Genomic DNA, 19,580 nt, shown 5'->3' on the forward strand with positions numbered 1-19,580 from the left:
TCGTTCGCTGGGCCACGTGCCCGGTCAGGTCCCGGGCCACGTGCCGGGCCACGCGTCCGCTCATGTGCCGGGCCACGCCCCGGGCCACCTGCCCAGTCACGCCCTCGGTCACGTGCCGGGCCCGGCGCCCAGCCGTTCGCCTACGCCGTGAGTCGTTCGCTGATCTCCCAGAGGCGGGCGGCCGCCTCCGGGTCCACGGCGTACGGCAGGACGCCCGGCAGTCCCGGCTCCGCCCGCCACCGCGCCTCGTCGTCCGGGGACACCAGGGGGCTGATGTCGCAGTTCTCGCAGTAGACACCGCCCAGTCCGGCGAGGTCCGGGCTGGTGGCGCACCACACGCTGGTCGCCGCTCCCTGCGGGACCGTCTTGAGCTGCCGGGCCGGATCGCGCACCAGCCGCCCCTCCTCGTCGACGGCGCCCGCCGCCCGCAGGGCCTCCTCGGGAAGGTGCTTGGCGAGACCGGTGTCGACGATCGTGCCGGGGTGCACGGAGAACGCCCGCACTCCCTCCGTCCGGCCCCGCCGGTCCAGCTCCACGGCGAAGAGCGCGTTGGCCGTCTTCGACTGGCCGTAGGCGAGGAACGGCTCGTAGGGCCGGTGCTCGAAGTGCAGGTCCTCGAAGACGACGGGCGAGAAGCGGATGCCTCGCGAGGACACCGAGACCACACGCGCCCCGCCGGCCGCCACCAGGGCGGGCCACAGCCGGGCCACCAGCCGGAAGTGCCCCAGGTGGTTCGTCGCGAACTGGGCCTCGTGCCCGCGGGCGTCCCGTCGCAGCGGGGTCGCCATGATCCCGGCGCTGTTCACCAGGATGTGCAGCGGCCGCCCGGAGGCCTGGAACCACGCGGCGAAGGCGTCGACGGACGCCGGATCGATCAGGTCCATCGGTTCCACCCGGACTCCGTCCACCTCCTTCAGGGCGGCGCGGGCGCGCTCCGGATCCCGGGCCGGTACGACGACCTCCGCGCCCGCCGCCCGCAGGACGCGGCTGGTCTCGAGGCCGATGCCCGAGTAGCCGCCGGTGACGATCGCGACCTTGCCGGTGAGGTCGATGCCCTCGATCACTTCCTCGGCCGTGGACGCGGCGCCGAAGCCGGAGCGCAGGGGCTGCTGTGCGGTGGTCATGGGGGGTGTCTCCTTGCTCTGAGCCATGAGACCACCGTAGGTCCGTCGCCCCCGAACGATGAATGCTTGAAAGTGCGCGCTACTTGCGTGATAGTTCGGGCGTGTCCACCGATCCTCTCTCCGACGCCCTCGCGGTCGCGGACGCGCGCGGGGTGTTCTCCGGTGGTTTCACGGCCGGCGGGCGCTGGGCGATCCGCCTGCGGGGCCGCGACAAGCTGAAGGTGAACGTCATCGCGCGGGGCGGCTGTCTGCTCGTCGCCGGGAACGGCGCCGAGCCGGTCGCGCTGTCCGAGGGCGACGTCGTCGTCTCCGACGGGCGGCGGTCGTACGTCCTGTGCAGCGAACCCGGGCTGGAGCCGGTCGAACCGGCGCAGGTCGCCGTGGAGCCGCGTACCCGCATGGGGGCGCTGGGCGGGGGAGAGGACGTGGTGTGCGTCTCCGGGCACATCGACCTCGGCCGGGACGGCGGCGACCTGCTGCGCCGGGCCCTGCCCGAGCTGTTCCACGTCCGCGCCGGCGCGGACGAGGCGCCGGTGCTGCGCTGGCTCACCGCGCAGCTGTTGCGGGAGATGGCCGACGGCGGGACCGGTTCCACCTTCTCGCGCGACCACCTCGCCCAGCTCATGTTCCTGCAGGTGCTGCGTTCCTGCCTCGGCGAGGCCGCCGGCCTGCCGCCCGGCTGGCTGCGCGCGCTGGCGGACGAGCGGCTGGCCCCCGCCCTGCGCCTGATGCACGCCGACCCGGCCCACCCCTGGCAGCTGGCGGAACTGGCTCGTGCCGCGGCGATGTCCCGGACCACCTTCGCCGTCCGCTTCCGGGCGGCCGCCGGGGTGCCGCCCCTGACGTACCTGCAGAACTGGCGGATGAGCCTGGCCGCGCGTGCCCTCAGGCAGGGCTCCGTCCCGGTGGCGGAACTGGCCCGCTCGGTCGGCTACGCCTCGGAGAGCGCCTTCAGCAACGCCTTCAAGCGCACCGTCGGCGTCGCCCCCCGCCGCTACCGGGAGTCGGCCGTGAGCTGAGCCGTTCCCGGCGCCCGCCGCGCGCGGTGCTCCGCCCGGGTGTCGCGCGCCGGGACGGATCGCCGCGCGCGGGAACCCGGCGTCGGCGCGGCCGTGTCAGGATGCCGCCGGCACCCGGTCCAGGAAGCCCAGCACCTGCCGGATGCGGCCCTCCGCGTCCAGCGTGACCACGTCGAACCCGGCCACCGGCGCCGAGCCGTCGGCCTCGTCGACCAGCTCCCAGCCGAAGCGCGCGGTGTCGTGGTGGCCGTCCACCGCGCCGAGCGGACGGAAGACGAAGCCCGGGAACTGCTCGTGGGCCGCCGCGATCACGGCCGCGACGCCCTCGTGCCCGCGGACGTCGGCGAGCGGGTCGGTGTAGCCGCCGTCCGCCGCCCAGGCGGCGGCGACCGCCTTCCTCAGCGCCTCCGGGTCGGTGGCGTTCCAGGCCTCGAAGTAGCGGGCCGCTGCGGTCTCGTAACGGTCGGTGTTCACGGACATGGCGAATCAGCCTCCATCGAGGTCGTCTGTACTGGTCAGGCCCGGATCCGGGGTGTTCGCCGATCCGGTGTGACCACCATGCCGGAGGGCGGCAGACGGGTCGATTACCTCAGAGGTCATGCTCCCGCGCCCGGCCGCACTCCGGTGCGTGCGAGGTCATGCTCCGGCGCCCGGCCCCACTGCGCTGCCGGCGAGGTCGTGCTCCCGCGCCCGGGCCGTACTCCGGTGCCCGCGAGGTCCTGCACCGGACCCCGCCCCGGCCCGGTGCGTCTCGGCCGAAACGGGCGATGAATATGCCAGGAGACTGGCCGGAAAGTCGTGGTGACAGTGTTTCGGCCGTGGCGATACTCGAACGTCAGGGGCACTTCACCGCACCAGAACCGCACGGAGAGCGAGGCCCGGCCGGCGCACCAGCGAGCCGGCGGGGCGACGGGGGAGTGGGACGTGCACGACGAATTCCTGTGCCATGTCACGGCGTACGGCGTCTGCGACGGCCGGCGCATCGGCGTACCGCTCGGCACCTACCGCGCGCCCACCCTGGCGCTGGCCCTGTGGTGGCTGCGGGACCGGGCGTCCTGGATCGCCGAGCGGCTGGACCCCAGCCCGGACGACGCCGCCTACCCGGCCGGGGCGCTGGTACCGGTCGCCGACACCGTGGCCGATGTCCCCGCCCTGCTGCGCGCCTGGTGCGCCGACGACGGCGGACAGGAGCGGATCGCGGACGAGTTGGCGGGCGGACGGCTGGTGCGGATCGCCGCCGGCGACGACACCACCGAGTACGAGCTGCTGGCCGAGTCCGTCGACGCCCTGCGCATGCAGCGCACCGCCGCCGCGCTGGTCGCGCCCGTCGCCTGACAGGTGTCCGCGCGGCGCGGACGTACCGTGACCGAACAGGCGCACAAGTGGGCGAATCGGTAGAATTCTGGCCATGGCGGAACGGACGGTCGCCCCGACAGCGCCCGAACTCGTCATGGAGACCGACACGGGCCGCACAGTGATGAGTCCGGGCCACGACTACCATGTCGGACGCGACCCGTTGAGCGACATCGTCCTCGACGATGCCCGGGTCTCATGGCACCACGCCGTCCTGCGCTGCGAGCACGACCACTGGACCCTCGCCGACGAGCAGAGCACCAACGGCACCTACGCCGAGGGCCGCCGCATCCGGCGACGGGACGTGGGACCCGGCAGCGAGATCCGCTTCGGCAACCCCACCGACGGCCCCCGCGCCCTTCTGGTCGGCGCCCCCGAACCCGCGCCGGGCCGGCCCTCCGCGGTCTGCCTGCCCGAGCTGACGGGCACCTACCGCCGCCCCTCCACCGTCCACCCGCTGCCCGCGCGCACCGTGCGCATCGGCCGCGCCCCCGACAACGACCTCGTCGTGGCCGACCTGGTCGTCTCGCGCCGGCACGCCGAACTGCGCGCCCGGCCGGACGGCGGCCACGAGATCGTGGATCTCGGCAGCCACAACGGCACCTATCTCAACGGCCGGCCCGTCACCCGTTCCGCCGTCGGGCCCGGCGACATCATCGGCATCGGCCACTCCGCCTTCTGCCTGGCCGACGGCTCACTCCAGGAGTACGTCGACACCGGCGAGGTGTCCCTCGACGTCCAGGACCTCACCGTCACCGTCGACGACGGCCGCAAGGTGCTGCTCGACCACGTGTCCTTCCCGGTGGGCGAGAAGTGCCTGCTCGCCGTGGTCGGACCGAGCGGCGCGGGCAAGTCCACGCTGCTCAACGCCCTGACCGGGCAGCGTCCCGCCGACCGCGGCACCGTCCTGTACGACGGTCGCGACCTCTACCGCGACTACGCCGAGCTGCGCCAGCGCCTGGGCCTGGTCCCCCAGGACGACATCCTGCATCCCCAGCTGACCGTGCGCGCCGCCCTGTCGTACGCCGCCGAACTGCGCTTCCCCGAGGACACCGCCCGGGCCGAGCGGCGGGCCCGGGTGGACGAGGTCATCCGCGAACTCGGCCTGGAGCGGCGCGCCGACGTGCCCGTGCACCGGCTCTCCGGCGGGCAGCGCAAGCGGGTCAGCGTGGGCCTCGAACTGCTCACCAAACCGTCGCTGCTCTTCCTGGACGAACCCGCCACCGGCCTCGACCCCGGCATGGAGCGCTCGGTGATGCACATGCTGCGCGGCCTCGCCGACGACGGCCGCACGGTCGTCGTGGTCACCCACAGCGTCCTCAACCTGAGCGTCTGCGACCGCCTGCTCGTGCTGGCTTCGGGCGGCACGGTCGCCTACTACGGGCCGCCGGAGGACGCACTCGCCTTCTTCGGCTTCGAGCAGTGGCCGGAGGCATTCGAGGCCTTCGAGGGCGACCGGGACCGGGACTGGGCGCGGGAGTACCGCGAGTCGCCGTTCCACCGGCACTACGTCGCCCAGGCGACCAGCCGGCCCCACCGCCCCGGCCCGGCCCCCCTCGTCGCGGCGCCGCCGCCCCGCCCGCGCGGCTGGGCCGCCCAGTTGGGCACCCTGGTCCGCCGCTACACCGCCGTCCTGAGCGCCGACCGCACCTTCCTGGCCGTCATGATCGCGCTGCCGTTCGTGATGGGCGTCCTGGCCCGGTTCCTGGCAGGCCGCGGGCTCACCCGGGAGAACGCCACCAGCGTGCTGCTCATCCTGTGCGTCGGCGCCGTGCTGACCGGGGCCGCCAACGCGGTGCGCGAACTGGTCAAGGAACGCGTCGTCCACCGGCGTGAACGGGCTGTGGGCCTGCCCCGGTCCGCCTATCTGATGTCCAAGGTGATGGTGCTCGGCACGATCACCGTCGCCCAGGCCGTCGTCCTGACCCTCGTCGCCCTCCTCGGCGTCGACCTGAGGGCGCCGGGCGGCCGGGGGGTACTGCTGCCGCCACTGGCCGAGATCGTCCTGGCCGTGGCCCTGCTGGCCTTCTCGGCCATGATGCTGGGCCTGATGGTCTCCGCGCTGGTGCGCCGGGAGGAGGTGACGATGCCGCTGCTGGTGCTGCTGGCCATCGTCCAAGTGGTCTTCTGCGGCGCTCTGGTGCCCCTGCACAACGTGCCCGGCCTCGCCCAGCTGTCCTGGCTCGTGCCCGCGCGATGGGCGAACGGCGCCATGGCCGGCACCGTCGGGCTGTCGCGGATCATGCCCGGAAAGCAGACCGCCGACCCGCTGTTCCGGCACGAGACCGGCGTCTGGCTGCTCGACCTGGGCATGCTGCTGGTGCTGTCCGCGGCCTACGGGCTCGCCGTGGCCTGGCTGCTGCGCCGGCAGGAGCCGGCCGTGATGCGGAGGTAGGCGGTGCGATGACCATGCGCGGATTCCGGCCCACACACGTCGTCCCGGCGCACGGCCTGCCCTCCTGGGAGAGTCCGGACCCGGACCGGCCCACCCTGCCCCTCGACCCGCTGCTGCCGGTGGAACTCGTGGAGCGGCGCGGCGACTGGGGACACGTCCGCTGCGCCAACGGCTGGGCGGCCTGGGTCGACAGCCGCCGGCTGGTCGCCGTACCCGTGGACCCTCCGTCGGCCGACGACACTCTGGCCGCCGAGGAGGCGGACGGCCCCGTCGACCCGCGGCCCCTGCTGGCCCGCGCCGAACGCGCCCTGGCGGGCTACCGGGCGGCGGTGGAGGAACTGGCCGCCGGAACGCTGGACGGGGAGGCCTTCGGGGACCGCACCCGCGGCCTGAGGATCGGCATCGTCATCGACGGGGAGGCGATGTGGCTGTACGACCCCGTGGAGGAGCGGTGGGTGTACGGCGACGGGCGGCGGCTGAGCACCTACGCCACCGACCGGCCGGTCACCGAGGCGGACGACCGGGGACACGCCCCGACCGAAGTGGTGACGCCCGGGAGTGAGCGCTGATGGCGGGCGAGACCGGCCTGTTCCCCGGGCGGGCGGCGGAAGGGACCGGCCGCCGGGTGGCGAACTACCTGCTGGAGAGCGAGATCGGTCGCGGAGGCATGGCCGTCGTCTACCGCGCCCGCGACCTGCGCCTGGACCGCCGGGTCGCGCTCAAGCTCCTCGCCCCGCAGCTCGCCCGCAACGACACCTTCCGGCGTCGCTTCACCCACGAGTCCCGGGTGGCCGCGGCCATCGACCACCCGCACATCGTGCCCGTCTTCGAGGCCGGCGAGACGGACGGAATCCTCTACATCGCCATGCGGTACGTCTCCGGCAGCGACCTGCGCCACCTCCTCGACATGCGCGGACCCCTGCCGCTGCCCGACGCGGTGCGCATCGCCGCGCAGGTGGCCTCCGCCCTCGACGCCGCCCACGAGCACGGCCTGGTTCACCGGGACGTCAAGCCCGGCAACATCCTCATCGCCGAGGGCACCGACAGCGACCACCCCGAACACGTCTACCTCACCGACTTCGGGCTGACCAAGAAGTCGCTCTCGCTGTCCGGCTTCACCAGCGTCGGCCAGTTCGTCGGCACCCTCGACTACGTGGCCCCCGAGCAGATCTCCGGCCGCCCGGTCGACGGCCGCTGCGATGTCTACGGCCTCGCCTGCGTCGTCTACGAGACCCTGACCGGTCGCCCGCCCTTCCGGCGCGAGGACGACATGGCGCTGCTGTGGGCCCACCAGTACGACGAGCCGCCCCCGCCGAGCGAGGCGTGCCCCGGCCTCGATGCGGCCGTCGACCCGGTCTTCGCCAAGGCCCTCGCCAAGAACCCGGACGACCGCCACGACACCTGTCTGGCGTTCGTCACCGCTCTGCGCACGGCCGCCGGGGCCCCGGCACCGGGCCGCACGGCGACCGAGCCGGACCGGTCCGTGCCCGCGGCCCCCCGGCCCCCGCACTGGGCCGGGCCCGTGCTCCGGGGCTCCTGAGGACGCCGGCCACGGCCGGGCCGGTGCGTCAGCGCCCGGACCCGCCCACCTCGCCCCGGCGGCGCACCGGACGGGCCAGCAGACCACCCAGAAAGCCGGCGACCAGACCCCACAGCGCACCGAGGCCCACCGCCTGCCACAGCCGCGGCCTGAGGAACAGCTCCCCGGACAGGCCGCCACCCAGGTCGCCGATGCCCATCAGAGACAGCCCGTAGTGCGCGGAGATCCGGCACACCAGGCAGATCGCCAGCACCGTCAATGCCAGCGCGACGGCCAGGTGCACGGCATGCCGCCACAGGCGGATCCGGGCCGGTGAGCGGACCGCCATCCGGAAGGCCGCGCCGAGCAGCAGCACCGCGGCGGCGACCGCCAGCCACCACATCCGGGCGTCGTACTCCGTCAGCGACCCCAGGTTCAGCTCGGAGACGTCCGGGGTGCGCAGGATCCGGTCCAGGATGTGCGGCACCGGCAGGCCGAACGGCCCGTCCACCCGGCCGTTCCAGGTCGCCCCGAGGCCGATGGTCAGGGCCGGCCAGACGAGGTTGGGCAGGCCGAGCAGGATCAGCGCGAAGGTCGGCGGGGCGGGCCCGCGCGTGGCCGCCGTGACCAGTGCGGTGACGAGGCCGACGACGACGCAGGCCAGCAGCAGCTCCACCATCGCGTGGGCGGCCGGGCGCACCGACTCCTGGAACCTCAGCAGCCGCCCGGGCAGCGGAGCCCCGCGCGCCACCAGCACCGCGAGCAGCAGCACCCCGGCCAGCCACAGCAGCCCGAAGAGCACGGTGAGCGGCACGTTCGTGGTGAACCCCACCCGCGGTGCCGCGTCGAACAGGTCGGTCAGGTCGCTCAGGGTGCCGCTGCCCACGTCGACGGCGAAGGTCTGCCGGGCGGCGAAGCCCAGCCCGATCAGTACCAGCAGCCACAGCACCGCGATCCGGACGGCCCAGCCGGCCAGTTCCCTCGCCGAGGCGACCGCACGGTGCCGCAGCGGGCGCAGGAAACTTCCGCCGATCACCAGGGCGCCGGCGAGCGTCACCGACAGCGGGAGCACGGTGACGCCGGCCTCGGTCCGGGCCAGCGGGCCCGCGTTCCCGGCGAGTTCCACGCTTCCGCCGACCGCCGTGACCAAGGTCGCGGCCACCACCCGGGGGAACGCCCCGTCCGGCAGGTCCGCCGCACCGGCCGCCCACAGCCCCAACGCGGTCACCACGACCATCACCGCCAGACCGGTCAGCACCGCGGCCAGGGCCTGGGCCCAGCCGTGCCGGGCGACCGGCAGCGCAAGGACGGCGGGAGGGCTCACCCTTGTCACGCTAAGCAGCGGCCGGGCGCCCCGCCCGCCGGATGGGCCGTCCGCGTCGGCTTGCGGCCCCCGCGCGCCTGCGACACACAATGGGATCAACGGGCAGCCAAGTCCACCAAAACGGGACGTGACCGCTAAAAGCCGCGCATCGCGACGGGAATGAGTGCTCGTGAGCGTCGAACCTCCCTCTTCCGGCCGCCGCCCCACCGGTCCGCCCTCCGGCCCGCTGTCGGGATCCTCCCCACCGCCGTCCTCCCCACCGCCGTCCGGACCACCGCCGTCCGGACCACCGCCGTCCGGACCACCGCCGTCCGGACCACCGCCCTCCGGCCCATCGGGTGGCGGCTTCGCACCGAAGGGTCCGCGCGGGCCGTGGTGGAAGTCCGTCCCCCGCGTCGCCGTGCTCAGCGCCGTCGTGGTCGCCGCGGTGGTCCTCGCGGTGGTCTTCACCCGGCCCGGGGGCGGGGGATCCTCCGCCCAGGGCGGCGAGGTCTTCCTCCAGGCCGCGGGCAGCGCCGGCCAGGACCCCTTCACCGAGTCGACCGCGCGGCAGAGCTCCGCTCCGCCGCCGCCCTCCGCCACGGCCGGGCACACCGGGCAGGCGAACGTGGTGCGCGCCGTGCAGGGCGGGGCGCCCGGGCTGTACGGCGGCACCCGGCACGTCGCCGCCTGCGACGTGGACAAGCAGGCGAAGGTCCTCCGGGACGACCGGGCGAAGAACCGGGCCTTCGCCTCCGTGGCCGGCGTCGATCCCGCCGGCGTGCCCGGCTACCTGCGCTCGCTCACCCCGGTGCAGCTGCGCGTCGACACCCGAGTCACCAGCCACGGCTACCGCGGCCGAGCCGCCACCAGCTACCAGGCGGTGCTCCAGGCGGGCACCGCCGTCCTCGTCGACGCGCACGGCGTGCCCCGCGTGCGCTGCGTCTGCGGAAACCCGCTGACCCCGCCGGTCGCCCAGCGCACGGCACCGAGGCTGGTGGGCGAGCGCTGGCCCGCGTACCAGCCCTCGAACGTGGTGGTGGTGACCCCCGCGCCCACCGCCGTCGGCTCGTTCGTCCTCTACGACCCCCGTCACGACGACTGGTTCCACCGCCACCGCGGCGACGAGACCGGCCGCCAGGACCAGCACGCCAGTCCGCCCGCCGAGGCGCACCCGTGGACCACGCCCGTTCCGTGCCCGCCCGGCACGCCCGGTTCGCCGGGCTGCCCACCCGCTTCGGGCGGTCCGAGCAAGTCGGCGTCCCCGTCCTCGTCGCCGGCGTCCCCGGGGTCGCGGCCCCCGTCCTCGCCGGCGCCGTCCGCGTCGCCGTCCGGGGGGTCCTCGTCCACGCAGCCGTCGCCGGAGTCGCCCTCGTCCGGGGCCGAGTCCCCGTCCTCGGGGGCATCGGGCTCCGCGTCGACACCGCCGCCCGCCTCCCGGCCGCCGTCCTCGTCGGGCCCGGGGCCGTCGGTCACCGGCTCACCGGCGGGGTGACCGACCACCGTGTGCGGACGTGACCCTCGCCACTGTGCGCGGTCGGCGAACACATCGGGGGACTGCCGGGCGCGGTGCGGGGTATGGGGATTCGTGCACCAGTGACCCGACCGGGCCGGAGCGGGCTTCCGGGCTTCCGGGCTTCCGAGAGAGACAGCATGACAGCATGACCGAGGATCTGGGCGGGGCAGTGATACCGGCTGGTTTCGACGTACCCGTGGAGCCGCTGCGACGCGCGGCGCACTACACCGGAGAACCCGGATGCATCGCGGAGGCGAGGGCCTTCGCGTCCCGGTTTCTGGAACAACTGCGCACCGAGTGGTGCGCCACGGCCGGCCGCCGTGCCGACGGGGAGCTGCTCCTGGTGGTGAGCGAGCTGGTCACCAACGCGGACCGGCACAGCAACGGCCCCTACATCCTGGAACTGGAGGGCACGGACACCGCGGTGACGGTGTCCGTCTACGACAGCAGCTCGGCGCTGCCCCGCCGGTTCCCGAAGGATCCGCAGCGGGTCGGGCGGCACGGCCTGGAGATCGTGCACGCGCTGGCCGCCGAGGTCACCGTGGAGCGGGTGCCCGTCGGCAAGCGCGTCCGGGCCCGTTTCGAGCTGGAGCGCTGAGCGGGCCGCCGCTGGAGCGCTGAGCAGGCCGCCGAAGGTCCGGGACGCGCTGGAGCGCTGAGGGGGCCGCCGTAGGCCGGATGGACCGAAGGCCGGGCGGGACCGACGGTCGGGCGGACCGGCGCGTCGAGCGGACCGGCGCCTCGACGAGCGGACTGAACGGCCGAACAGCTGAGCGCCCCCCGTCTCCGGGGGCGCCGAGCGTGCTTGCCGTCGGTGTCAGGCGCAGCCGAGCTCGCCGAGCATTCCCTGGCGCAGCCGCGTGATGATCCGCTTGATCAGCCGTGAGACGTGCATCTGGGAGCAGCCGAGCCGTTCCCCGATCTCCGCCTGGGTGGCCTCCTCGACGAACCTCAGGTGGATGATCTCCCGGTCGCGCTCGCTCAGTTCCGCCATGAGCGGAGCGAGGGCGTGGAAGTCCTCGACGAGCCGCAGCCCCTCCTCCTCCACGCCGATGAAGTCCGCGAGCACCGCCTCGCCGTCCTCGGGACCATCACCGGTGAGCGCGGCGTCCAGGGAGGCGGAGTTGTAGCCGTTGGAGGCGAGCTGGGCCTCGACCACCTGGTCCTCGGGGATGTTCATCAACGTGGCCAGCTCGGCGACCGTGGGGTCCCGGTCGAGCCGGCTCGACAGCTCCTCGCGCGCCTTGGCCAGCTCCACCCGCAGCTCCTGGAGCCGGCGCGGCACGTGCACCGCCCAGGTGGTGTCCCGGAAGAACCGCTTGATCTCGCCGACGATGTACGGCAGCGCGAACGAGGTGAACTCGACCTCGCGCGCCAGCTCGAACCGGTCGATGGCCTTGATCAGGCCGATCATGCCGGTCTGGACGATGTCCTCCATGTCGTCACCGCGACCGCGGAACCGTCCGGCCGCAAACCGTACGAGCGACATGTTCATCTCAATGAGGGTGTTGCGCGCGTACTGGTACTCGTGCGTGCCCTCCTCCAGCTCGGTCAGCCGCCGGAAGAACTGACGGGACAGCGCCCGCGCGTCGCGCGGGGCCACGGACGCCGGGTCCGCGATGCCAGGCAGTGATTCCTCGCCCGACCTGTCCTGCTCGGCCCTCTCGGCGACCTCTGCTTGCGACCGGATCCCGGCGGTTGTCATTGCCTCTCCCATGAACGTCACGGTTCGACATCTGGCTTGTCGGCCTCTGTGTGCGATTCCCGCGTGTGGCGGATACCCGGAATCGGGTGTTTCATTCGTATGCGCGGAGTCGCTCACCCGCCGGGTACCCGCGGTGACAACGCGCATGCGCCTCCCGTCCGGCAGTGGCCGGAAACGGTCGCCGTCGCCCGTCCGCGGCCCGCGATTTCCCTCTGGGCGCAACGCCGGCCCCTTGCTCCGCGCAGGGCCGCTCCTAGGCTGACCGGGGTGAGTGACCAAGTGAGCAACCAGGTGAGCGACGAAGCCCGAGTGATCCCGCTGCGTCCGGCCCGCCCGACCGGACCGGAGGCCGTGCCCAGGGAGCCCCTGTGGCGCGATCTGGTCGGTGACGTGCTGCGTCGTGAGCGGCTCGCGCAGCAGCGCACGCTCAAGGACGTCGGCGACGCGGCCCGGATCTCCCTGCCCTACCTGTCCGAGGTCGAGCGCGGCCGCAAGGAGGCATCCTCGGAGGTCCTCGCGGCCGCCGCGCACGCCCTCGGCCTGGGCCTCGGCGAACTGCTGTCACGCGCGCACGGCGAGCTGACCCGGCGGACCACGGCCGTCCGCCGGACCCGCGCGCCGCAGCGGCCCGGCAGCGGGCTGTGCCTGGCCGCCTGACCCACCTCCCGGACCACTTCTCCCGCGGCCCCGCACGAACGCGCGCACATCTCCGGCCGTCAGGGTCCGGTTCCGCTCGCCGTGGCCGTGAAGTACCCGCGCCGGGCAGTTCGGCCGGCCGGGGGGCGCGGTCCGGGCGGGCGCACAGGTCGTCCAGATCGTGCCGGGGACCGGCAACCGGAGGGGGCGGATGCTCGCGTCGGAGCCCATGTCCCCGGATGCCGGGCGGGGGGTGCCGGCCGGCCCGTTACGGATCGTCCGGTGCGTGACCGATGAGTTTCCCGGCCGGCGGCGGTCGACACTGGTGACCGCGTTCCACGCTCCAGGAGGTGCTCATGACCACCGACGGTTTCACCACGTGTCTCTGGTTCGACGGCCGGGCGGAGGAGGCCGCGCACTACTACGTGTCCGTGTTCAAGAACTCCAGCATCGGCCGCGTCGGCCGCTGCACCGAGGCCGGGCCCGGCCCGGCCGGCTCCGTGCTGGCCGTGGAGTTCACGGCCAACGGCCAGAAGTTCGTCGCGCTCAACGGCGGCCCCCAGTACACGTTCAGCGAGGCCGTCTCCTTCCAGATCCGCTGCGCCGACCAGCAGGAGATCGACTACTACTGGAGCAAGCTCACCGAGAACGGAGGCCAGGCCGGCCCCTGCGGCTGGCTCAAGGACCGGTACGGCGTCTCCTGGCAGGTCGTCTACGACCGGCTGATCGACCTGATCGGCGACCCGGACGCCGAGAAGGCCGCCCGCACCACCCGCGCCATGCTGGGCATGGGCAAGCTCGACGTCGCCGCACTGGAGCGGGCGTACGCGGGGGAGTGACCGGGCCCCGCGCCTACCCGGCCTCGGCGAGCATCTCGGCGACCACATGCCGGGAGTTCTCCGCCAGGGCCGGGTTGGTGTCCCAGTAGTACGGCAGCTGGATCAGCGAGATCGACAGCGCCCAGCCCCCCGGATTGGTCCCCTGCAGCCAGCGGTAGACGGACCACGGCCACGGGTAACCGGCGTCCGGCTCCCCCACGCCCACCGGCTGAGGCACGGCCACCGGCAGCAGCGGCCCGAGCCGGGGCAGCCAGCGCTGTTCGTGGACCAGGTCCGGCACTGCGCCGGGCCGGCGGGGCAGCCGTACCACCAGATCGGTGCCCAGCCTGAACATGGCGTTCTCGGTCCCAAAGGACGCGAGCCGGCGCACGGGCAGCCCGGCCCACTCCGGAAACCGGCGGGCGATCAGCTTCTGGACCAGCGGGGCGTCGAGGTGGACCTCGTCCGCGTGCATGCGCTGCGTGTTCACGGCGTTCATCGGGGCCATCCCAGCGGACCGACGCCCCTGCTGTCGACGGAGTTTCGCCGCCTCAGACCCGGTCGGCCACGATCAGCAGGTACTGGAAGCTGCCGTTGCGGTAGGCGGCCAGGAACGTGTCCTCGATGCCGGTGGCCAGATGGGCGGCCTGCCTGCGCAGCTCCCAGTACGGGATCGTGGCCGGGGTCAGGTCCTCGACCCGCACCGGCACCAGGCGGTTGCGGGCCATCGCCCTGAAGTACTCCGAGCGCGGGTGGATGTCGCAGATGTAGTGGGCGTTGATCAGGGACACCTCGCGCGAGGCCCGCCCGTAGGTGTCGTTGTAGCAGCCGGTGATCACGACGTAGCGTCCGCCGCGGCGCAGCAGCCGGGCGTGCTCGGCGAACAGCAGGTCCAGTTCGACGTACATGGTGGACTCGTTGTTCCAGGACGCCGCGTAGGCGCCGGTCTCGAAGCCGGTGTCGAGCATGTTGCGGTGGTGGTAGCGCACCTTGTCGTCGATGCCCCGGGCGCGGGCCTGCCCGTTGGCGAAGTCCGCCTGCTTCGCCGAGATGGTGACACCGTCGGCGTGGCAGCCGTGGCGCAGATGCGCGACGACGCTCCCGCCGCCCCGGCCGCAGCCGGCGTCGAAGACGCGGTCGGCGGGGGAGAGCGGCCCGAGGTGCGCGGCGAGCAGCTCGGCCTGCGCGTGCTCCAGGCGGTGCAGTTCCGCGGTGATCCGCTCCCGGCGCCGGTCCGCGTCGGGCTCGTCGAGGACCGTCCGGTCGGCCTCGCCGATGCCGTAGTGGTGGTGGTACAGGTCGTCGATCCGGCCGAGTTCGAGGTTGACCGGGTTCTCCTCGGCGTTCCAGTACTCCGCGACCCGGTTCTGATAGGTCGACTGGGCCGGGACGGGGAGGGGGGCGGTGCGGGCGGCGGGGGCGGTGGTCAAGGACGGCTCCTCATGGTGCGGCTGACGGTGTTTCACCACTGGTGGGTCACCAGTAGTCGGGCAGGTGGTAGCGGTGGGTGTTGGTGGCGTGCCACTCGTGGTTGCCGGACACCCAGGCGGCGAGCCCGCGGGCGTAGCGCTCCACGAGCGGTGAGGTGGCGGACAGCACGGCCGACTCCTCCTCGAAGGCGGCCATGATCCGGTTGTGGATCTCGACGGACTTGAGGTACGCGGCCTTCAGCCCGCACCGCTCGCTGGCGGCGACCACCTGCGGCAGGTTGAGGTGGTCCGGGTCGCTCGCCAGTTCCTTGGTGAAGGAGTACAAGTCGTTGACGATCGTCGTCGCGTTGCAGGCGAGGGCGGTGATCCGCTGGATCTCGGGGCGGGCGTAGATCTGCGCCGGCAGTTCGTAGCCGTCCACGGCGTCCACGATCGACAGGCAGGGGCGGAAGTTGTTGAACTGCCGCATCACCAGGTACTCCCAGACGCGGGGCACGTACCTCGTCTCCATCCAGGCGGCCTCGCCCAGGTAGCCCATGTGCAGCCGGGCGATGTCGTGGACGAACCGGTCGGTCTGGCCGGGCGTGGCGAAGGCCGCGTAGTCCGCGAGCGCGCAGTGGTACGAGCGAAGGGGACCGTCGGCCTGGATGCCCTGCCGCCACTGGGCCTCCAGCTCCGGGATGCCGTGGTAGGGGTCGAGCGCCGACTGGGCGATGATCAGCGGGCCGCCCAGACCGCGCCGCGATCCGCCGCGGCCCTCGTCCTCCTCGCAGTAGCAGGAGTCGACGATGTTCTCGGCGAGCAGCAGCTTGCCGGCGACCGTCAGCCGGTCCAGGTCGAGGGCGCCCGGATGCTGCAGCACGACGGCCCGGCCGAACTGGAAGCCGGAGAAGTCTCCCTTCCAGGCCTCCGGGAACAGATCCAGGCCGCGGGCCCAGCTCTCCAGCCGGCGGTCCACCTCGGCCGCCTTCGCCGGGTCGGCCGGAGCGGCCGGCCGGTGGCGCAGTCCGGGGATCGCGCCGGTGCGGCGGGGCCTGCGCAGGGCGGCGGCGATGTCGGGCGGCCCGGGCAGGGCGTATGCGGGCGCGGCCGTTTCCGCCGCGTGCTCGGACGTCATGCGGGGAACCGGCCGATCTGGACGTTCTCCAGGATTCCGGCCGCGTCCGGGACGAGGATCGCCAGCGAGTAGTAGGCGGTCACGAGGTAGCCGGCGATCGCGGCGGAGTCGATGCCCATGAACCGCACGTTCAGACCCGGCTGGAACTCCTCCGGGATACCGGTCTGGTAGAGGCCGACGACCCCCTGGTCGGCCTCGCCGGTGCGCAGCGCGATGATGCTGGTGGTGTGGTCCTCGCCGACCGGGATCTTGCCGCACGGAAGGATCGGCACGCCGCGCCAGGCCGGGACCTCGTGGCCGTCGACGCTCGCGGTGCCGGGGACCAGTCCGCGCCGGTTGCACTGGCGGAAGAACGCGGCGATCGCCTTCGGATGGGCGAGGAACACCTTGGTCCTGCGGCGCATCGACAGCAGCTCGTCCATGTCGTCCGGGGTGGGCGGGCCCGTGAGGGTGCTGATCCGCTGGCCGTAGTCGACGTTGTGCAGCAGCCCGAACTCCCGGTTGTTGACCAGCTCCCACTCCTGGCGCTCGCGGATCTCCTCCACGGTCAGCCGCAGCTGCTGCTGGGTCTGGTCCATCGGGTGGCTGAAGAGGTCGGCGACCCGGGTGTGCACCCGCAGCACGGTCTGGGTCAGGGACAACTCGTACTCCCGGGGCGAGAGTTCGTAGTCCACGAAGCCGCCGGGCAGCGTCGGCTCGCCCACGTGCCCGGCCCGCACCGGCACCTCGGCCTCGCCCTTGCGGTTCATCGGCCTGCGCTGCCGCTCGACGTACGCCCGCAGGTGCGCGGCGAGGGACGGCACCCGCCCGGTGACCTCCTCGACGACGGCCCAGGGCAGCGCGAGCACCACGCCCGCGGTCTCCGCCCGCACCGACGTCAGCCACCGCGGGTCGGACCGGCCGACGGCCTCGTCGCCCATCTGGTCGCCGTCGGTGACGACGCCGATGATCTCCTCGTCGCCGTACTTGCCGGTGGTGAAGCGGGTGAACCGGCCGTGCACGACCAGGTAGGCCTCCGTCACCGGCCGGCCGGCCTCGAACAGCATCTGGCCCGCGCGTACCTCCCGGGGCCGGAAGCGGCCGGCGATCTCCCGCAGGACCCCCGTGTCGGGGTAGCCGCGCAGGACCGGCAGCTCGGTCAGCGTCTCGGGGACGACCCGGATGTCGTCGGCGCCGTTCTGCTCGAAGTGCACCCGGCCGCGTCCGGTGCGCAGCTGGAGGCGGCGGTTGACCCGGTAGGTGCCGCCCCTGACGTCCACCCACGGCAGCGTCTTCAGCAGCCATCGCGAGGTGATGGCCTGCATCTGCGGTTCGGACTTGGTGGTGGTGGCGAGCCGGCGTGCCGCCCGGGTGCCGAGGCTGGTGAGCTGCCCGTCGGCCCCGGGTCCGGGAGCGGGTTCGTCGACGGCGCAAGCGGTGGCGCTGTCCGGTGTGGACACATTCCCTCCAGCGGAGCGGTGGACGAAAAGGGGGACCGGCATCGGTCCGTGGTGAACGTGACGGCGGTGCGCCGGTGATCCACCCAAACAGGCCTGGTGGGGGCGCCGGTACGGCGTGAACGGGGCGGACGGGCGCCCCGCGGGTCGTAAACCCCGTGTCGGAGGCGGGAGTGGCCTGCGGCACGCTCCTGCGCCGGTGGACCGCTTCCGTGAGCCGTGTGACCTGTGTCAGAACTCGTCGGTGACCAGCACGGCGGCCCCGTCGAAGCGGCCCGCCTTCAGGTCCCGCAGCGCCTGGGGCGCCCGCGCCGCCGGATAGGGGTGCGTGGTCGCCCGCACCCCGTACCGGGCCGCCAGGGTGAGGAACTCCCGCCCGTCCGCCCGGGTGTTGGCGGTCACGCTGCGCAGCTCCTTCTCGTAGAACAGTTCGGTCTCGTAGCGCAGCGGCGGTACATCGCTCAGGTGGATGCCCGCGAGCGCGAGCACCCCGCCCCGGTCGAGGGCGCGCAGCGCGACCGGGACCAGGTCGCCGACCGGGGCGAACAGGATCGCGGCGTCCAGCGGCTCCGGCGGCGGCCCCGGCAGGTCCCGTGCGGAGGCCGCGCCCAGCTCCAGGGCCAGCCGCCGGGCGGCCTCGCCCCGGGTCACCACGTGCACGGTGGCGCCCTCGGCGAGCGCGACCTGCGCGCACAGATGGGCGCTGCCCCCGAAGCCGTACAGGCCGAGCCGCCCGCCCTCGGGCAGCCCGCTCCGCCGCAGGGCGCGGAACCCGATGATCCCGGCGCACAGCAGCGGCGCCGCCGTCACGTCGTCCAGGGCGCCGGGCAGCCGGTAGGCGAAGCCGGCCGGCACGGTGGTGTACTCGGCGTAGCCGCCGTCGGCGTCCCAGCCGGTGTACTGCGAGCCCGGGCACAGGTTCTCGGCGCCCCGGGCGCAGTAGCGGCACACCCCGTCGGTGCGCCGCAGCCAGGCCACGCCGACCCGGTCGCCCACGGCGAAGTCCTCGACCCCGGATCCGGTCCCGGCCACCTCGCCGACGACCTCGTGCCCGGGCGTCACCCCGGCCCGGTGCACCGGCAGGTCGCCCTCGGTGACGTGCAGGTCGGTCCGGCACACCCCGCAGGCCCGCACCCGCACCAGCAGCTCGTCCGCGCCGGGCACGGGTACCGGCCGCTCCACGAGGCGCAGCGGATCCCCCTCGACCGGCCCGGGCCCCACCACGAACCAGGCCCGCATCGTCGGCGTCGTCATCGCGTCCGCCCTTCCGCAGGCAGCGGTTCCCACCTCCAGTGTGGGACAGTCCGGCCGTTCGGCGCGCGGGTCGGGGGCGTGGTGGCTAGCGTGAGCAATCGGGGGCCGGCACGAGCACAGGAGGGCGGCGAGCATGGCCGTACAACCCGAGGGAACGCCCTGTTGGGCCGATGCGATGTTCAGTGACATCGAGGGCGCCAAGAAGTTCTACGCGGACGTCCTCGGCTGGACCTTCGGCGAGTCGACGTCGGAGTACGGCAACTACACGCAGGCCTACGTGGACGGCAAGGCGGTGGCCGCCGTGGTTCCCCCCATGCCCGGCCAGGAGGGCCAGTCGCAGTGGTGCCTGTACTTCGCCTCGCCGGACGCCGCCGCCACCGCGGAGAAGGTCCGGGAGAACGGCGGCGAGGTGCTGATGGAGCCGATGCAGGTCGGCGACTTCGGCACCATGTGCCTGGCCCGCGAGCCCAGCGGCGCCGTCTTCGGGGTGTGGCAGGCGGGGACCCACGAGGGTTTCGAGGAGACGGCCACCCCGGGTGCGTACTGCTGGGCCGAGGTCTTCACGCGTGAGCCCGAGAAGGCGGACGCCTTCTTCTCCGCCGTGTTCCCGTACCGGATGAAGGACATCGTGGACGACGCGGTGGACTTCCGGATGTTCGACGTCGGCGAGGAGACCGTCCTCGGCCGGATGCGGATGACCGACGACTTCCCGCCCGAGGTGCCCTCCTACATCAACGTCTACTTCGCGGTCGACAACTGCGACGAGGCCGTCGCCCGGGCCACCAAGCTCGGCGGCATCCTCCGCTTCGGCCCGATGAGCAGCCCCTTCGGCCGGTTCGCGGCGCTCAGCGACCCGCAGGGCGCGAACTTCTCGGTGATCGACATCATGGTCACCGAGGGCGAGATGCCGCAGATCAGGGACGTCTGACCGGCCCGGTCCCGCAGCCCTCGCGGC

At 73.4% G+C, this 19,580-nt stretch carries 19 protein-coding genes; 10 read left to right on the forward strand and 9 right to left on the reverse strand.

Annotated features, from left to right (window positions below):
- Window positions 1-140 precede the first annotated feature (140 nt).
- On the reverse strand, window positions 141-1,124 hold the full coding sequence (locus ACLU3S_RS06250; RefSeq protein ID WP_413950789.1) for an oxidoreductase: 984 nt from the start codon (window positions 1,122-1,124) through the stop codon (window positions 141-143).
- Window positions 1,125-1,225: 101 nt separating this feature from the next.
- Between ACLU3S_RS06250 and ACLU3S_RS06255 the strand changes: the two genes are divergently transcribed.
- Window positions 1,226-2,143 (forward strand): AraC family transcriptional regulator, encoded by a 918-nt coding sequence (locus ACLU3S_RS06255; RefSeq protein ID WP_413950728.1) that lies wholly within the window; start codon window positions 1,226-1,228, stop codon window positions 2,141-2,143.
- Window positions 2,144-2,239: 96 nt separating this feature from the next.
- On the opposite strand, the gene ACLU3S_RS06260 is transcribed toward ACLU3S_RS06255, so the two are convergent.
- Window positions 2,240-2,623, reverse strand: coding sequence for a nuclear transport factor 2 family protein (locus ACLU3S_RS06260; RefSeq protein WP_413950729.1), 384 nt, complete (start codon window positions 2,621-2,623; stop codon window positions 2,240-2,242).
- A 444-nt stretch (window positions 2,624-3,067) separates the two neighbouring features.
- Here ACLU3S_RS06260 and ACLU3S_RS06265 point away from each other — a divergent pair, with 444 nt between their 5' ends.
- From ACLU3S_RS06265 to ACLU3S_RS06280, 4 genes are all read left to right on the forward strand, one after another.
- Window positions 3,068-3,478 carry a hypothetical protein gene (locus ACLU3S_RS06265; protein ID WP_413950730.1) on the forward strand — a complete coding sequence of 137 codons (411 nt, stop codon included), beginning with the start codon at window positions 3,068-3,070 and terminating at the stop codon, window positions 3,476-3,478.
- Between the two features lie 73 nt (window positions 3,479-3,551).
- Window positions 3,552-5,891, forward strand: coding sequence for an FHA domain-containing protein (locus tag ACLU3S_RS06270; RefSeq protein WP_413950731.1), 2,340 nt, complete (start codon window positions 3,552-3,554; stop codon window positions 5,889-5,891).
- 8 nt (window positions 5,892-5,899) lie between these two features.
- Window positions 5,900-6,460 (forward strand): hypothetical protein, encoded by a 561-nt coding sequence (locus ACLU3S_RS06275; protein WP_413950732.1) that lies wholly within the window; start codon window positions 5,900-5,902, stop codon window positions 6,458-6,460.
- Window positions 6,460-7,431 carry a serine/threonine-protein kinase gene (locus ACLU3S_RS06280; RefSeq protein ID WP_413950733.1) on the forward strand — a complete coding sequence of 324 codons (972 nt, stop codon included), beginning with the start codon at window positions 6,460-6,462 and terminating at the stop codon, window positions 7,429-7,431. The genes ACLU3S_RS06275 and ACLU3S_RS06280 overlap by 1 nt, the downstream gene beginning before the upstream one ends.
- 28 nt (window positions 7,432-7,459) lie before the next feature.
- On the opposite strand, the gene ACLU3S_RS06285 is transcribed toward ACLU3S_RS06280, so the two are convergent.
- Window positions 7,460-8,734 (reverse strand): streptophobe family protein, encoded by a 1,275-nt coding sequence (locus ACLU3S_RS06285; RefSeq protein WP_413950734.1) that lies wholly within the window; start codon window positions 8,732-8,734, stop codon window positions 7,460-7,462.
- A gap of 169 nt (window positions 8,735-8,903) precedes the next feature.
- Between ACLU3S_RS06285 and ACLU3S_RS06290 the strand changes: the two genes are divergently transcribed.
- Window positions 8,904-10,208, forward strand: a complete 1,305-nt coding sequence (locus ACLU3S_RS06290; RefSeq protein WP_413950735.1) for a DUF6777 domain-containing protein — start codon at window positions 8,904-8,906, stop codon at window positions 10,206-10,208.
- Between the two features lie 166 nt (window positions 10,209-10,374).
- Complete coding sequence (locus ACLU3S_RS06295; protein ID WP_413950736.1) at window positions 10,375-10,827, forward strand: ATP-binding protein; 453 nt, start codon at window positions 10,375-10,377, stop codon at window positions 10,825-10,827.
- A gap of 219 nt (window positions 10,828-11,046) precedes the next feature.
- Here ACLU3S_RS06295 and ACLU3S_RS06300 read toward each other — a convergent pair whose 3' ends face one another.
- Window positions 11,047-11,934 (reverse strand): RNA polymerase sigma factor SigF, encoded by an 888-nt coding sequence (locus ACLU3S_RS06300; RefSeq protein WP_413950737.1) that lies wholly within the window; start codon window positions 11,932-11,934, stop codon window positions 11,047-11,049.
- A gap of 279 nt (window positions 11,935-12,213) precedes the next feature.
- Here ACLU3S_RS06300 and ACLU3S_RS06305 point away from each other — a divergent pair, with 279 nt between their 5' ends.
- Both ACLU3S_RS06305 and ACLU3S_RS06310 read left to right on the forward strand, forming a co-directional pair.
- A complete protein-coding gene (locus ACLU3S_RS06305) occupies window positions 12,214-12,591 on the forward strand; it encodes a helix-turn-helix domain-containing protein (RefSeq protein ID WP_413950790.1) in 378 nt (125 codons plus the stop codon).
- Window positions 12,592-12,926: 335 nt separating this feature from the next.
- Window positions 12,927-13,409, forward strand: coding sequence for a VOC family protein (locus tag ACLU3S_RS06310; RefSeq protein ID WP_413950738.1), 483 nt, complete (start codon window positions 12,927-12,929; stop codon window positions 13,407-13,409).
- 13 nt (window positions 13,410-13,422) lie between these two features.
- Here the strand turns inward: ACLU3S_RS06310 and ACLU3S_RS06315 are convergent, their stop codons facing one another.
- The 5 genes from ACLU3S_RS06315 to ACLU3S_RS06335 form a co-directional block, all read right to left on the reverse strand.
- A complete protein-coding gene (locus ACLU3S_RS06315) occupies window positions 13,423-13,887 on the reverse strand; it encodes a phosphotransferase (RefSeq protein ID WP_413950739.1) in 465 nt (154 codons plus the stop codon).
- Between the two features lie 52 nt (window positions 13,888-13,939).
- Window positions 13,940-14,818 (reverse strand): geranyl diphosphate 2-C-methyltransferase, encoded by an 879-nt coding sequence (locus ACLU3S_RS06320; RefSeq protein WP_413950740.1) that lies wholly within the window; start codon window positions 14,816-14,818, stop codon window positions 13,940-13,942.
- Between the two features lie 46 nt (window positions 14,819-14,864).
- A complete protein-coding gene (locus tag ACLU3S_RS06325; RefSeq protein ID WP_413950741.1) occupies window positions 14,865-15,935 on the reverse strand; it encodes a family 2 encapsulin nanocompartment cargo protein terpene cyclase in 1,071 nt (356 codons plus the stop codon).
- A complete protein-coding gene (locus ACLU3S_RS06330; protein ID WP_413950742.1) occupies window positions 15,932-17,374 on the reverse strand; it encodes a family 2B encapsulin nanocompartment shell protein in 1,443 nt (480 codons plus the stop codon). The genes ACLU3S_RS06325 and ACLU3S_RS06330 overlap by 4 nt, the downstream gene beginning before the upstream one ends.
- Before the next feature lie 228 nt (window positions 17,375-17,602).
- Window positions 17,603-18,610 (reverse strand): zinc-binding alcohol dehydrogenase family protein, encoded by a 1,008-nt coding sequence (locus tag ACLU3S_RS06335; RefSeq protein WP_413950791.1) that lies wholly within the window; start codon window positions 18,608-18,610, stop codon window positions 17,603-17,605.
- 148 nt (window positions 18,611-18,758) lie between these two features.
- Between ACLU3S_RS06335 and ACLU3S_RS06340 the strand changes: the two genes are divergently transcribed.
- The gene (locus tag ACLU3S_RS06340) at window positions 18,759-19,553 is read left to right on the forward strand and encodes a VOC family protein (RefSeq protein WP_413950743.1); all 795 of its coding nucleotides are present in this window, start codon (window positions 18,759-18,761) and stop codon (window positions 19,551-19,553) included.
- Window positions 19,554-19,580 lie beyond the last annotated feature (27 nt).

The organism is Streptomyces sp. AF1A, assembly GCF_047340315.1.
Taxonomy (GTDB): domain Bacteria; phylum Actinomycetota; class Actinomycetes; order Streptomycetales; family Streptomycetaceae; genus Streptomyces.